13 protein-coding genes are annotated in these 13,371 nt (G+C 60.2%); all 13 read right to left on the bottom strand.

The window, feature by feature from the left end; all coding sequences use genetic code 11:
- Positions 1-6: 6 nt before the first annotated feature.
- Entirely contained in the window at positions 7-1,713 is a 1,707-nt protein-coding gene (locus GQ39_RS17230; RefSeq protein ID WP_047538975.1) for an ATP-binding SpoIIE family protein phosphatase, read from the bottom strand.
- Positions 1,714-1,718: 5 nt separating this feature from the next.
- Positions 1,719-2,027, bottom strand: a complete 309-nt coding sequence (locus GQ39_RS17235; RefSeq protein WP_047531993.1) for an STAS domain-containing protein — start codon at positions 2,025-2,027, stop codon at positions 1,719-1,721.
- Between the two features lie 116 nt (positions 2,028-2,143).
- On the bottom strand, positions 2,144-2,593 hold the full coding sequence (gene fliJ, locus GQ39_RS17240; RefSeq protein ID WP_047531995.1) for a flagellar export protein FliJ: 450 nt from the start codon (positions 2,591-2,593) through the stop codon (positions 2,144-2,146).
- A gap of 6 nt (positions 2,594-2,599) precedes the next feature.
- Positions 2,600-3,958, bottom strand: a complete 1,359-nt coding sequence (fliI, locus tag GQ39_RS17245) for a flagellar protein export ATPase FliI (RefSeq protein ID WP_047531997.1) — start codon at positions 3,956-3,958, stop codon at positions 2,600-2,602.
- On the bottom strand, positions 3,948-4,745 hold the full coding sequence (gene fliH / locus GQ39_RS17250) for a flagellar assembly protein FliH (RefSeq protein ID WP_047531999.1): 798 nt from the start codon (positions 4,743-4,745) through the stop codon (positions 3,948-3,950). The genes fliI and fliH overlap by 11 nt, the downstream gene beginning before the upstream one ends.
- A gap of 4 nt (positions 4,746-4,749) precedes the next feature.
- Entirely contained in the window at positions 4,750-5,769 is a 1,020-nt protein-coding gene (gene fliG / locus GQ39_RS17255) for a flagellar motor switch protein FliG (protein ID WP_007983391.1), read from the bottom strand.
- Positions 5,762-7,549 (bottom strand): flagellar basal-body MS-ring/collar protein FliF, encoded by a 1,788-nt coding sequence (gene fliF, locus GQ39_RS17260; RefSeq protein ID WP_047532002.1) that lies wholly within the window; start codon positions 7,547-7,549, stop codon positions 5,762-5,764. The genes fliG and fliF overlap by 8 nt, the downstream gene beginning before the upstream one ends.
- A gap of 15 nt (positions 7,550-7,564) precedes the next feature.
- On the bottom strand, positions 7,565-7,894 hold the full coding sequence (gene fliE, locus GQ39_RS17265) for a flagellar hook-basal body complex protein FliE (RefSeq protein WP_047532003.1): 330 nt from the start codon (positions 7,892-7,894) through the stop codon (positions 7,565-7,567).
- Positions 7,895-8,151: 257 nt separating this feature from the next.
- Complete coding sequence (gene fleR / locus GQ39_RS17270; protein WP_047538978.1) at positions 8,152-9,537, bottom strand: sigma-54-dependent response regulator transcription factor FleR; 1,386 nt, start codon at positions 9,535-9,537, stop codon at positions 8,152-8,154.
- Positions 9,538-9,542: 5 nt separating this feature from the next.
- Positions 9,543-10,760 carry a sensor histidine kinase gene (locus GQ39_RS17275; RefSeq protein WP_425272099.1) on the bottom strand — a complete coding sequence of 406 codons (1,218 nt, stop codon included), beginning with the start codon at positions 10,758-10,760 and terminating at the stop codon, positions 9,543-9,545.
- Between the two features lie 128 nt (positions 10,761-10,888).
- Positions 10,889-12,364 carry a sigma-54 dependent transcriptional regulator gene (locus tag GQ39_RS17280; RefSeq protein WP_047532006.1) on the bottom strand — a complete coding sequence of 492 codons (1,476 nt, stop codon included), beginning with the start codon at positions 12,362-12,364 and terminating at the stop codon, positions 10,889-10,891.
- A gap of 172 nt (positions 12,365-12,536) precedes the next feature.
- Entirely contained in the window at positions 12,537-12,833 is a 297-nt protein-coding gene (locus tag GQ39_RS17285; protein ID WP_047532008.1) for a hypothetical protein, read from the bottom strand.
- Between the two features lie 11 nt (positions 12,834-12,844).
- Positions 12,845-13,240 (bottom strand): flagellar export chaperone FliS, encoded by a 396-nt coding sequence (gene fliS / locus GQ39_RS17290; RefSeq protein ID WP_047532010.1) that lies wholly within the window; start codon positions 13,238-13,240, stop codon positions 12,845-12,847.
- Positions 13,241-13,371 lie beyond the last annotated feature (131 nt).

The raw sequence follows: 13,371 nt of genomic DNA on the forward strand, positions 1-13,371 counted from the left end.
CGCGGATTATGCCAGAGCCTCCCAGTAAAACTCCACGCGAGCACTACGACCATCGTCGGACCAGCTGGCATTACGCCCCAACTGGCGGATCAGACTGACACCGCGTCCCGACAGACGGACAGGATCCAGGGGACGTTCCAGCACCCGCTCGACATCGAATCCCTTGCCGCTGTCTTCGACGCAAATCGCCAGGCAACCACCCTCGCCCTCCGGCGTGACCTGCAAATGCACCCGGACAAAACCGTCCTGCAACTCATCCAGGCGCACATTGCGCTGTTGGTAGTAGCGGGTAAAACCCGAAGCATCGCGCTTGAGGCCTGAATCCAGGCCAAGCACACCATGCTCCAGCGCATTGGAATACAACTCGGCCAGCACACTGTAGAGCGCCCCGCTTTGTGCCCGCAGACCGTGAACCTCCTGCAGCAATTGCAGCAAATAGGGCAACGGATTGAAGCGTTTGAGGGTAGCGGCACGAAACTCGAAACTCACCGACCAGTCCAGCGGGCAGGATTGACCGCTGTCGGAGTAGACCACCGCGGGCGGATTCAGCCGCGCGGGCTCCAACAGGCTGATTTCGACCATGCTCACGTCGTCGCGCGCTTCGCCGCCAAAGTCCCGCAGCGCCCGCTCGATCTCTTCGAACAGTGCATCCGGCTGACGATTGAGCGCAAACACCTCTTGCAGTCGCTGCACACCAAACAGCTGTTCGTTGGCATCGCAAGTGTCGATCACACCGTCGGAGAGCAGGAATACCCGATCCCCGAGCGCCATGGGAAACACTTCAGTGCGATCATCAAAGGCTTGCGAATTCAGCACGCCGAGGGGCAAATGGCGTGCGGTCAGGGGCGTTCGTTCGCCAGTGGCCATGCTGTGCAGGTAGCCGTCCGGCATGCCACCATTCCAGACCTCCACCGAACGTCGCTGAACACTCAGGCACAGCAGCGTTGCGCAGCAGAACATGTCCACCGGCAGGATACGTTTGAGCTTGGCATTCATCTCGCGCAAGGTTTCCGCCAGGCCATAGCCCTTGGCGGTCATGCCGTAAAAGACCTCAGCCAGGGGCATCGCACCGACGGCTGCCGGCAAACCATGGCCGGTGAAATCACCGAGCAGCACATGCATGTCACCCGCCGGGGTAAACGCGGCCAATAACAGATCACCGTTGAACAGCGCGTAGGGCGATTGCAGGTAACGGATATTAGGGGCGTTGAGGCAGCCCGAATGGGCCACCTTGTCGAACACGGCCTTCGCCACCCGCTGCTCGTTGAGCAAATACTCGTGGTGACGGGCGATCTGATCGCGCTGCTGCAGCACGGTGGCCTGCAATCGTCGCAATCGATCCATCGCCTTGATCTTGGCCGAGAGAATCACCTGGTTGTAAGGCTTTGCCAGAAAGTCGTCGCCGCCCACCTCCAGGCAACGGGCCAGGGCTTCGCTTTCGGACAATGACGTGAGAAAGATGATCGGCACCAGGGTTTCCCCGGCCAACGCCTTGATCTGCCGGGCGGCTTCGAAGCCATCCATCACCGGCATCATCGCGTCCATCAACACCAGTTGCGGACATTGCAGGCGAAAGACTTCGACCGCTTCGGCACCGTTGGCCGCGGTCAGCACCTGATGCCCCTGGCGACGAACGATGCTCGACAACAGCATGCGATCTGCCGCGCTGTCTTCGGCAATCAGAATCGTCAGCGATTCGAGTGCAGGCTGCACGTCGATCAACTGATGTCGAACAGTTTGTCGAAATTGGAAATCGCGAGGATTTTCTTCACATCGGAACTGCTGTTGACGACGCGAATATCGGAGTTTTCGCCACCGGCATGATCCCTAAGCAGCAACAACATCCCCAACGCCGAACTATCGAGATAAGTCGCCTCTTTCAGGTCGACTACAACGGAACTCGGCATGGCGCGATCGGGAAGCTCATAGGAATTACGAAATTCCAGGTGTTTGGCGAAATCGAATCGTCCCTTGACCGATATCGTCAGCTTTTGTCCATCCGCAGAGATTTCTGTAACAACTGACATGTCATGGCTTCCTTGTCATTGGGGAACCTGCTTGTACAAGGTTTAGCATTTGGTAAAGGTTGGGGCAAGACCGGAAAAGGATGCCGTCCATCAGATCGCCATCGCGGCTCACCTTTTCAATACGCATCCTGTCGCGGCAAGCGCTGGGACAACTCATCCAGCAGTTTTTGCTCGCGCTTGTCTTCGAGCGCCCGCGCTTCATCTGCGTAGCGTTGCACCAGTTTGCGCAAACCTTCGACCCGGGCAAATGCCTGCTGCCAGGTTTCCCGTGCCTTGTTCAGGTTGTTCTGGTGCCAGGCCAGGCTTTGTCGTTGCTGATCGATGGCCGTGCCCAGTTGCGCCAGAAAGCCTTGATAGCCCAGCAGCCATTGGCCCGACACGCCGCCACTGCCGCGCACGATCCATTGTTCTTGATAATCGAGACGAAAGGCTTCGAGATCGGCGAGTTTGCTTTCCGCCAGACGCACCTGCCCCTGAAAGTGCCCCAGACGCTGGGCTGCGGTTTTCTCGGCCTTTTCGGCCATGCCCACCACGGGGGCCAGGCGCCCTGCCCGGGTCTGGGCCATGACCGGTTAACCGCCCGCCGCAGGCGCGAAGATCGAGGCTAGATAGGCCTCGCTTTCGCCCAGGCTGACGTTGTCGTTGAGGCCCTGGCGCAGGTATGTGACCAACTGCGGCTGCAGGGAAATCGCCAGATCGGTCTCGCGATCACCACCGGCAACATAGGCACCGACGCTGATCAAATCGCGACTCTGTTGATAGCGCGACCACAACTGTTTGAAATACTGCGCACGGACCATGTGCTCCGGCGACACCACCGCCGGCATGACCCGACTGATGGACGCCTCGATGTCGATCGCCGGGTAATGCCCCTCTTCGGCCAGGCGCCGGGACAGCACAATGTGGCCATCGAGCACGCCGCGCGCCGAGTCGGCAATCGGGTCCTGCTGATCGTCGCCTTCGGACAGTACGGTGTAGAACGCGGTGATCGAACCGCCGCCCTTCTCGGCGTTACCGGCCCGTTCCACCAGTTTCGGCAACTTGGCGAACACCGAAGGCGGATAACCCTTGGTCGCCGGCGGTTCGCCGATGGCGAGGGCAATTTCCCGCTGGGCCTGGGCGAAACGGGTCAGCGAATCCATCAGCAACAGGACGTTCTTGCCCTTGTCACGGAAATATTCAGCGATTCGCGTGCAATACATGGCTGCGCGCAGACGCATCAGTGGCGCATCGTCCGCTGGCGACGCCACCACCACCGAACGCTTGAGCCCCTCCTCACCGAGGATGTGCTCGATGAACTCCTTGACTTCACGACCCCGCTCACCGATCAGCCCGACGACGATAATGTCGGCCTCGGTGAAGCGGGTCATCATGCCCAGCAAAACGGATTTACCGACGCCGGTACCGGCGAACAACCCGAGCCGCTGACCGCGACCGACCGTCAACATACCGTTGATGCATCGAATGCCGACATCCAGCGGCTCGCTGATCGGTTCGCGCTTGAGCGGGTTAATGGTCGGGCCGTCCATCGGCACCCAGTCCTCGGCTTTCATCCCGCCCTTGCCGTCCAGCGCACGCCCGGCACCATCGAGTACCCGCCCGAGCATGCTCATGCCCATCGGCAGGCGACCGGCATCCGCCAGGGGAACGACTCGGGCGCCGGGCGCAATGCCGGCGACGCTGCCGACCGGCATCAGAAAGACTTTGCTGCCGGAGAAGCCCATGACTTCGGCTTCGACCTGCACCGGGTGATAGCTGTCGTCGTTGATGACCATGCAACGGCTGCCCATGGCCGCGCGCAAGCCTTCGGCCTCAAGGGTCAAACCGACCATGCGCAGCAAGCGCCCTTCGAGGATCGGCGCGCCGGCCAGTTCCGTGGCCTCGGCATAACTGCCCAGGCGCTTGGCGAAACTGGTGCGTTCAAGGCGCATCGGGAACGTCCGGCGCTGGCGCAATGGCCGGTTTGGCTTCAACCGGCAGTTCCAGGCTCAGGTCGGGGGCGGCAGGGTGTAGGGCCTGTTCGTGCAGTTGGTCGAACAGCTTGTCCATCACCCGCGTAACGCGGGTTTCGATCGTGGCATCGATACGGCTGTGTTCCGTCTCGACCCGGCAACCGCCCGGCAGCAACGCTTCGTCTTCAACGATGCGCCAGGTTTCCTCATGACGCTCGCGCAGGGCTTTGACCTGCTCGAAATCCTGCGGATTGATGTACAACCGCACATTGCCGACGCCCAGCGGCAGGAGTTTGAGGGCCTCGCGCATGACGTGTTCAATCTGCGTCGAATCGATGGCCAGTTCGCGCTGAATCACTTGTTTGGTGATGTGCTGGACGAGGTCGACCAAAGACTTTTCGATCTGTGTGTCCTGCTCGGCAATAGGCTCGAACAGATGCGCCATCAGTTGTTCCAGACCGGTAATCTTCGCCGCCAGCGCCACTTCGGCTTCCTGACGAACCCGGAGCGTGGTGCTGTGGAATCCCTCTCGCTCACCGGTGGCGAAGCCTTCGTTGTAGGCTTCCTGGCGAATGCTTTCGAGCTCTTCGAGGGTCAGTGGCTGGACTTCTTCCAGCGGCACTTCTTCCATTTCCGGCGGTTCGGGTTCCGGCTCAGGCTCAGGCTCGGGTGCAGGCGGATCGAAGCTGGGCAGCGCCCAGGTATCAAAACCACCGACATCCCTGGCCCGGATCAGGTCAGTGGGCGACTCATCATGCTTGGCCATGGTGTTAGATCATTTCCTCGCCGCCCTTGCCGCCGAGAACGATTTCCCCGGCTTCGGCCATACGGCGGGCGATGGTGAGGATTTCTTTCTGCGCGGTTTCCACGTCGCTGACGCGCACCGGGCCCTTGGCCTCGAGGTCGTCGCGCAACAGTTCGGCCGCACGCTTGGACATGTTCTTGAAGATCTTTTCCTTGACCCCTTCGTCCGAGCCCTTGAGGGCCAGCACCAGCACGTCGGAGGACACTTCGCGCAGCAACGCCTGGATACCACGGTCGTCGACATCGGCCAGGTTGTTGAACACGAACATGAGGTCTTCGATCTGACCGGACAGGTCTTCGTCGACTTCGCGGATCGAGTCCATGAGCTGGCCTTCGATCGAACTGTCGAGGAAGTTCATGATGTCGGCGGCGCGCTTGATACCGCCCAGGGTGGTACGCGAAGCATTCGAGTTGCCGGAGAACTGCTTCTCGAGAATCTGGTTGAGTTCTTTCAGGGCTGCTGGCTGCACGGTGTTCAGCGAGGAAACCCGCAGAATGATGTCCAGTCGCACCTTGTGGTCGAAGTTACCGAGCACTTCACCGGCCTGGTCCGGATCAAGATAGGCCACCACGATCGCCTGGATCTGCGGGTGCTCGTAGCGGATCACGTCGGCGACGGCGCGCGGCTCCATCCACTTCAGGCTGTCGAGGCCACTGGTGTTGCCGCCCAGCAGAATCCGGTCGATCAGGCCGTTGGCTTTGTCCTCGCCCAGGGCCTGGGTGAGCATTTTGCGCACGTAATCGTCGGAGCCAACACCCAGGCTGGTCTGGTCGCCGACGATGTCGACGAACTCGCTCATCACCTGCTCGACCTGCTCGCGGTGCACGTTACCCATCTGCGCCATGGCCACACCTACACGCTGGACCTCCTTGGGCCCCATGTGGCGCAGTACCTGAGCGGCATCGGTCGAGCCCAGAGACAGCAGCAGGATCGCGGCTTTGTCGACTTTGGACAGTTTGGCGGCAACGGCTCGGTTATCACTCATCTGCGTTAATCCACTCTTTCACGACCTGGGCCACACGACCCGGATCTTCTGCCACCAGACTCTTGATTGCGTTCAACTGTGCGTCATAGCCTTCGCTCGGGCTCGGCAGCAGGATGCTGGTCGGGCCACCGAGGCTGACGCGGTCGTTGGCCAGTTCGCCGTCCAGGCCGCCCATGCCGCCCAACTCGACGTCACTGCCGATGCCGGCCAGCTGTTTGCCTTTGCCGCCACCGGTGATGTTGTTGAGCACCGGACGCAGTACACCGAACACCAGCACCAGGATGAACAAGACACCCAGCACTTGCTTGACGATGTCCCAGAACCACGGCTGGGAGTAGAACGGAATATCGGCAATCACTTCACCGCGCTCGGCAGAGAACGGCATGTTGATCACGCTGACGCTGTCGCCACGGCTGGCATCGAAACCGACAGCGTCCTGCACCAGACGAGTGAAGCGCGCCAATTCATCGGCGCTCCATGGCGCACGGGTGGTCTCACCGTTGGCCGGGTTGATCTTGACCTGATCATCCACCACCACCGACACCGACAGGCGATTCAAACGACCCTGCTGCTGCTTGGTGTGGCTGATGGAACGGTCGAGTTCGAAGTTCTTGGTGGATTGTTGACGCTTGTCCGCCGGGTACGGCGCCAGCATCGGCTGACCGGTGGCCGGGTCCATGATTTGCTGGCCGTTGGCATCGAGCAATGGCTGGCCTGGCTGCACCATGCCGGCCGACGCCGTGGCGCCACCGGTGGTTTGCGGTGCCGAGGCCGGCGACGGCGGCTGGTTGCTCAGGGCACCCGGTACGCCTTGCGGGCCATTGCTGGCGGTACGCTGTTCGTTGACCGACTGCTCACTGCGCAACGCCGGCTGGTCGGGATTGAACTGCTCGGAAGTCGATTCGACGGCACTGAAATCCACATCGGCCGAGACTTCGGCTTTATAGCGGTCATTGCCCAACACCGGCTGCAGGATGTTATGCACGCGCTGGGTGAGCATGCTTTCCATGCGACGGCTGTAATCGAACTGCTTGCCGGCCATGGTCAGTTCGGAGTTTTCCGCCTGATCGGACAGCAGGTTGCCTTTCTGGTCGACGACGGTGATCTGCGACTTGCTCAGCTCAGGAACGCTGGTCGCCACCAGGTTGATGATGGCCACGACCTGGCCAGGCTCCAAAGAGCGGCCGGAATAGAGTTCGACCAGGACCGAAGCGCTTGGCTTGCGCTCGTCGCGCACGAACACGGAGCTCTTCGGAATCGCCAGGTGCACACGGGCACCCTTGACGTTGTTCAGGCTGGAGATGGTGCGCGCCAGTTCACCTTCAAGACCGCGACGGTAGCGGGTCGCCTCCATGAACTGGCTGGTGCCCAGACCCTGCTCTTTGTCGAGAATTTCAAACCCGATGTTACCGTCGCTGGGAGTGACACCAGCAGCCGCGAGTTTGAGCCGCGCGCGGGACAGGTCGTCGGCCTTGACCAGCAAGGCACCGGAATTGGGTTCAACGGTGTAGGGAATATCGGCGGAGGCCAGGGTATCCATGACCTGCTTGGCGTCCATACCGGCAAGGCTGCCGTACAGCGGCCGATAGTCCGGTTGCTGGGACCACAACACCACGGCAAAACCAATCGCCACGCTCGCCGCCAGGCCGACCAGCAGGCCCACCTGACGCAACATGGTCATCTCGGAAAGGTTTTCCAGGAAGGACAGGCCGAACAGCGGCGGTTTGCCGTCTATCGGTGTGGCCTTGGCCGGAACATTATCGGCGACTGCTTCTGCCATGACTCAATCTCGTCCTTAAACCGGCATCTGCATGATGTCTTGGTAAGCCTGAACCAGCTTGTTACGCACTTGGGTCAATGCTTGAAAAGACACGCTGGCCTTTTGCGAGGAAATCATCACGTCGGTGAGGTCGACGCCGCTCTTGCCAATCTCGAAGGCGTTGGCCAATTGAGAGGAAGCCTGCTGGGTGTCGTTCACTTTATTGACAGCCTGACCGAGCATGTCGGAAAAGCTGGTGCCACTCAGTTCAGGGACTGCGGCAGACGACTTCGGCGCAGACATGGCATCCATTTGCATGGCGCGCATATCCAGCATCAATCGGTTGAATTCAATACCTTGGCTCATGACTTCTCTCTTTGACGAACTACGTCGTTGGCGTCCCGCAATTTTTTTGACACTCACTCGGCGGGTAGTGAGGTGTTAGCAACAAGGGTGCCAGCTCCGCGGCTGCGCCCAACAAAAGCCAACCCCGGCCCTAATCCGAACCTCGTCCTGTAGGAGCGAGCCTGCTCGCGATGATCTCAAGAGCACCGCGTTTATCCTGAAACCCCGAGTAATCGTTAACGACCATCGCGAGCAGGCTCGCTCCTACAGGAACTGCGTCAGGTGGCGAACAAACAGGCTTCCACGTCCATTCCCGCATCGCGCATTTGCGCCAATTTGTAACGCAAGGTGCGCGGGCTGATGCCCAGCCGCTCAGCAGCCTCCTTGCGCCTGCCACGCTCGGTACGCAACGTGTCGATAATCATCTGGAACTCACGGCGGCGCAGGTCATCCCCCAGCGCTCCGCCCGTTTCGGCTTCGACCTCCACTGCGCGCACGGGCACCGACGCCAAGGCCGGCAGGGGCGCGCAGGCGACCGGGCCGCTCAGACAGAAATCCTGAGGCTGAATCAAGCCACCTTGCTGCAGGATCAGCGCACGCTGGATCGCGTTATCCAGCTCACGCACATTACCCGGCCACGGATAACCGACCAGGCAAGCCTGCGCCTCGGGGGACAGTCGCGCCACGGCATGCTTCATTTTATTGACGTGCTTGGCCAGAAGACGCTCGGCCAGCGGCAGGATGTCGGCGGGGCGCTCACGCAACGGACGCCAGGCCAGCGGAAACACCGACAGGCGATAATAAAGGTCTTCACGGAAACGCCCCGCCGCCACTTCCCCGGCCAGATCACGGTTAGTGGTGGCGACGACACGAATGTCCAGGGTGATCGGCTTGCGCGCACCGACTCGCTCAACCTCGCGCTCTTGCAGCACACGCAGCAATTTCGCCTGAAGCCCCAGGGGCATCTCGGAAATTTCGTCGAGCAGGATAGTCCCGCCATCGGCCTGCTCGAACTTGCCGGCCTGCGCCGCGATGGCACCGGTGAACGAACCTTTTTCGTGACCGAAAAGCGTGGCCTCCAGCATGTTGTCGGGGATCGCCGCACAGTTGATCGCAATGAACGGCTGGCTGGCGCGATGAGAATGCTGATGAATGTAGCGCGCCAGCACTTCTTTACCGGTCCCCGATTCGCCGGAAATCAGCACCGTGGAGTCGCTGCGCGCGACCCGCGCAGCCAGTTCGAGCAACTGCGCACTGGCCGGTTCGAACGCGACAGGCCCTTCGCTCTCCGGCGCGCCCAGACTGCCCAAGGCATGACGGGCCACCAGATCGAGCAAGGCCTTGGGCTCGAACGGCTTGACCAGATAATCCGCAGCGCCCTGGCGCATCGCATCGACTGCCCGCTCCACGGCACCGTGCGCGGTCATCAGCAACACCGGCAGTTGCGGCTGACGCGCGCGCAGCAAGCCGAGCAATTGATGACCATCCATGCCCGGCATATTGACGTCGCTGATCACCAGACTGAACGCCTCGCCCCCCACGGTGGCCAATGCTTCTTCCGCCGAACCGACGGCTTTGTAATCGTGTCCGGCGAGCAACAGCGTGTCAGCCAGTGCTTCGCGTAGTGCGCGGTCATCCTCGACCAGTAGAACCTTGATACCCATGACCTTCACTCGGCTCTCTGAGCGCTGGTTTTTTCACCAAAAAAAAGCGGCAGGCTCACCTGCGCACAAGTGCCGCGCCCCAACCGCGAGCGCAACTGCAACTCGCCCTGATGGGCACGCGCAACCGCCTTGACCACCGTCAGGCCCAGGCCGGTCCCGGTGGATTTCGTGGTGAAAAACGGCTCACCCAAACGCGCCAGCACGGCGTCGTCGATACCGCTGCCGCTATCGCTGACACACAGGCGCAGGGTGTTTTCGCGGGTGTACAGATGAACCTTCAGACGGACATGACCGCCGCTGGCCTGAATGGCGTTTTCGATGAGATTGAGAATGGCCCCGACCAGGGTGTCGCGACTGCACAGCAACTCGCCGACATGGCTGTCACACTGCCAGCGGATCGGCAGGTCCTGCACATGGGTCAATGCGGCCGCTTGCAGCGACTGCATCAGTTGCCTGGGGGTTACACGATCGGTCAAGGGCAGCTCGCCGCGGGCAAACACCAGCATATCGCGCACCTGGTGCTCCAGCTCATGCAGGCGCTCCTTGAGTCGCCCGGCGAAACGCTGCTGAGTCTCGACCGGCAACGCCTGCTCGGTCAAATGGCTTGCATACAGCAACGCGGCAGACAATGGCGTACGAATCTGATGAGCCAGCGACGCGACCATTCGCCCCAGGGACGACAGGCGTTCGTGGCGGGCCAGTTGATCTTGCAAATGACGGGTTTCAGTCAGGTCGTTGAGCAACACCAACTGACCGGGTTCTGCATCCAGCGAGCGCGTGGCAATCGACAAACGCCGACCGTCCTTGAGGGACACTTCATGGCCGTCGTCTTCACGGGGCGCAAAGCAACGGGCAATGACATGCCGCCACAGCTCACCCTCAAGAGGCAGCCCAAGCAGTTCGCAAGCCGCCGGATTGGCCTCGCGCACGATGCCCAGGGCATCAATGACGATGACGCCGCCGGGTAACAGATCGAGGAGGTTTTGCAGACGGTTGGCCAGGCGTTCTTTTTCCGCCAGCTCCTGCATGCGCTGCGCGCTGACTACCGCCAGCTCGCCCTTGAGCTCGGTGACCCGGGCCTCGAGCATGCTGTAGGAGTCGGTCAACTGGCTCGACATTTGGTTGAACAGGGCAAAAGCCTGCTCAAGACCCTGCCGGCTTGCCTGCTCTACCGACGACGGTTGCCCCAGGGTATTCCCAAAAGCATCTGAGACAGGAGACATCTGGGCGGCTTGGGGCATCGTGCTCTCTCGCTTGGCTGACCGTCAGTGAAACGGAACGTTGCGAGGGATGTAGCAATACCCGTGCCGAAAAAAAACCGCCTATAAATGAAGGAGTTGAAAAACACGCGTCAATCATCCGCCTGTTCATCACCGTCACGACGACTCATACCGTACTTGCGCATCTTCTCCACCAGGGTGGTCCGACGGATTCGCAGGCGTTCGGCAGCTCGCGCGACAATGCCGTTGGCATCGTCCAGGGCCTGCTGAATCAAGCCTTGCTCCAGACCACCGAGGTAATCCTTCAGGTCCAGGCCTTCCGGCGGCAGCATGGCATTGGCACTGAAGTCGGGCGTATGACCGTTGATGGCCACGCGCTCTTCCAGGTCGGTGCGCAGGCTGTCGACCAACTGCTCGTCTTCGTCGTCGACATAGCGGAATTTTTTCGGCAATTCGACCACGCCGATCACGCCGTACGGATGCATGATCGCCATGCGCTCCACCAGGTTTGCCAGCTCGCGGACGTTACCCGGCCAGCCGTGACGGCACAGCGACATGATTGCCGCCGAGTTGAAACGGATCGAACCCCGCTTTTCGTGCTCCATGCGCGAGATCAACTCGTTCATCAGCAGCGGAATGTCCTCGACGCGCTCGCGCAACGGCGCCATCTCGATCGGGAACACATTCAGGCGGTAGTACAGGTCTTCGCGGAAGGTGCCGATCTCGATCATGCTTTCGAGATTCTTGTGAGTGGCCGCGATGATGCGCACATCGACGCTCTGGGTCTTGTTGCTGCCCACGCGCTCGAAAGTGCGCTCCTGCAACACACGCAGCAATTTGACCTGCATCGGCAACGGCATGTCGCCGATTTCGTCGAGGAACAGGGTGCCGCCATTGGCCAGTTCGAAACGCCCGGCACGGCTGGTGATCGCACCGGTAAAGGCGCCCTTCTCATGGCCGAACAATTCGCTTTCCAGCAGCTCCGCGGGGATTGCCCCGCAGTTGACCGGTACGAACGGCGCATCACGGCGCTTGGAGTGGTAATGCAGGTTACGCGCAACCACTTCCTTGCCAGTCCCCGACTCACCGAGGATCAGCACGCTGGCATCGGTATCGGCGACTTGCTGCATCATCTGACGGACGTGTTGAATCGCCCGGCTGGTGCCGACGAGGCTACGGAAAAGATTGGGCTCGCGATGACGACCGCGCTCACGGGCCTGGTCGTACATCTCGCGATAGACCTGGGCACGATGCAGGGAGTCGAGCAACTTGCTGTAGCTGGGTGGCATTTCCAGGGTCGAAAGCACTCGGCGACGCTGGTCTTCCGGCAGGTCAACGGAAGAATTATCGCCCATCAACAAAACCGGAAGGAACTCATCCCAGGTGGAGAGTGTCTTTAACAGACTCAGAAGCGCGCCTGGAGCATTGACCGTCCCGATGAGGACACAGATTACTTCACGACTGGATGCCAACGAACCGACAGCCTGCTGCCAGTCATGGCTACCGCAGGGTAAATTTTCTTCACCGAGAAAATTTAGAATCACCGCCAAGTCGCGGCGGCGGACGCTATCGTCATCAATCAGCAGAATTTTGGTTTCACGCCACATGCAATAGCAACTTCCCTAGTCAACTCAATGCCCGAAATAAGGGGCAAGCGAGACGCTTGCAGGACACCATGTGCCTGTAGACGCCTGAAATCTGAAAACAGCCACTAGTTAAGTCAAAAAACCGTGCACAGTCAAATTTATGGCGCACATGTCTGGATTAACCGGGGATTAATTATCCAAACAGATGGTAAACCTTTGCCGCGTTTTGCGCTTGGTTGATCTGCGACATCTCATCGACTATTGCCTGACGCTCCCCGGTGGCCGCATCGAGCAGTTGCTTGTAAACCCCGAGCAGTTCCTCAAGGTTGTCGCGCAACGCGACCTCGTCCACCGCGGCCTCACTCATGACGTCTTCCATGCAGGAACGGCAAGCCAGATCCAACTCGCCTATAGCCTCCCAGTTGCGCTCGGCCAGAGCATCGACCAGAGCGTCGCGGGTTTCTTCAATTCGCTGCAGTACAAGACTCATGGCGATCTCCTTCAGAACTGTGGAGCCGGCGTGCCGATGGCATCCCAACCTTCTTTGACCGTGCGCAGCAGGTCCGCGACTTCGTCGAGGATCTTCGGATCGGTCTTGGCGTTGGCTTCGGTCAGGCGCTTCATCATGTATTCGTACAGATTGGCCAGTTCCCCCACGGTATCGGACTGATTATCCAGATCAAGTCCTTCGAGCAAACCACCAATAATGCCAATGGCCTTGCCGATCAGGATGCCCTTGTTCGGGATGTCCTTGCGCTCCATCGCGCCTTTGGCCTGGGCGATACGATCCAGCCCGCCCTCCATCAGCATCTGCACCAGACGGTGCGGACTGGCTTCGGAAGTCTGGGCTTGTGCACCAATCTTCTGATATTGCCGAAGGGCTAACATCGGGTTCATGCTCTACCTCATCCAAAAATCTGTGATTCGTATAACCAGTCTATCGACACGGCACCAAAAACCTTTAGATCGAAAACCAAAAAGCCCGACGAGCGCATTCTGCTGCCGGGCTTTTTTGGCGTGTACGGAGT

The sequence above is a fragment of the Pseudomonas sp. 11/12A genome (genome assembly GCF_000800055.1).
Taxonomy (GTDB): domain Bacteria; phylum Pseudomonadota; class Gammaproteobacteria; order Pseudomonadales; family Pseudomonadaceae; genus Aquipseudomonas; species Aquipseudomonas mohnii.

Bases quoted from the DNA above. Each gene is read 5' to 3' on its own strand.
- GQ39_RS17280 (WP_047532006.1), bottom strand. From the start codon at position 12,364: ATGTGGCGTGAAACCAAAATTCTGCTGATTGATGACGATAGCGTCCGC.
- fliI (WP_047531997.1), bottom strand. From the start codon at position 3,958: ATGCGCCTTGAACGCACCAGTTTCGCCAAGCGCCTGGGCAGTTATGCC.
- fliH (WP_047531999.1), bottom strand. From the start codon at position 4,745: ATGGCCAAGCATGATGAGTCGCCCACTGACCTGATCCGGGCCAGGGAT.
- GQ39_RS17285 (WP_047532008.1), bottom strand. From the start codon at position 12,833: ATGAGTCTTGTACTGCAGCGAATTGAAGAAACCCGCGACGCTCTGGTC.
- GQ39_RS17275 (WP_425272099.1), bottom strand. From the start codon at position 10,760: ATGTCTCCTGTCTCAGATGCTTTTGGGAATACCCTGGGGCAACCGTCG.
- fliG (WP_007983391.1), bottom strand. From the start codon at position 5,769: ATGAGTGATAACCGAGCCGTTGCCGCCAAACTGTCCAAAGTCGACAAA.
- fliJ (WP_047531995.1), bottom strand. From the start codon at position 2,593: ATGGCCCAGACCCGGGCAGGGCGCCTGGCCCCCGTGGTGGGCATGGCC.
- fliE (WP_047532003.1), bottom strand. From the start codon at position 7,894: ATGAGCCAAGGTATTGAATTCAACCGATTGATGCTGGATATGCGCGCC.
- fliS (WP_047532010.1), bottom strand. From the start codon at position 13,240: ATGAACCCGATGTTAGCCCTTCGGCAATATCAGAAGATTGGTGCACAA.
- fleR (WP_047538978.1), bottom strand. From the start codon at position 9,537: ATGGGTATCAAGGTTCTACTGGTCGAGGATGACCGCGCACTACGCGAA.
- GQ39_RS17235 (WP_047531993.1), bottom strand. From the start codon at position 2,027: ATGTCAGTTGTTACAGAAATCTCTGCGGATGGACAAAAGCTGACGATA.
- fliF (WP_047532002.1), bottom strand. From the start codon at position 7,549: ATGGCAGAAGCAGTCGCCGATAATGTTCCGGCCAAGGCCACACCGATA.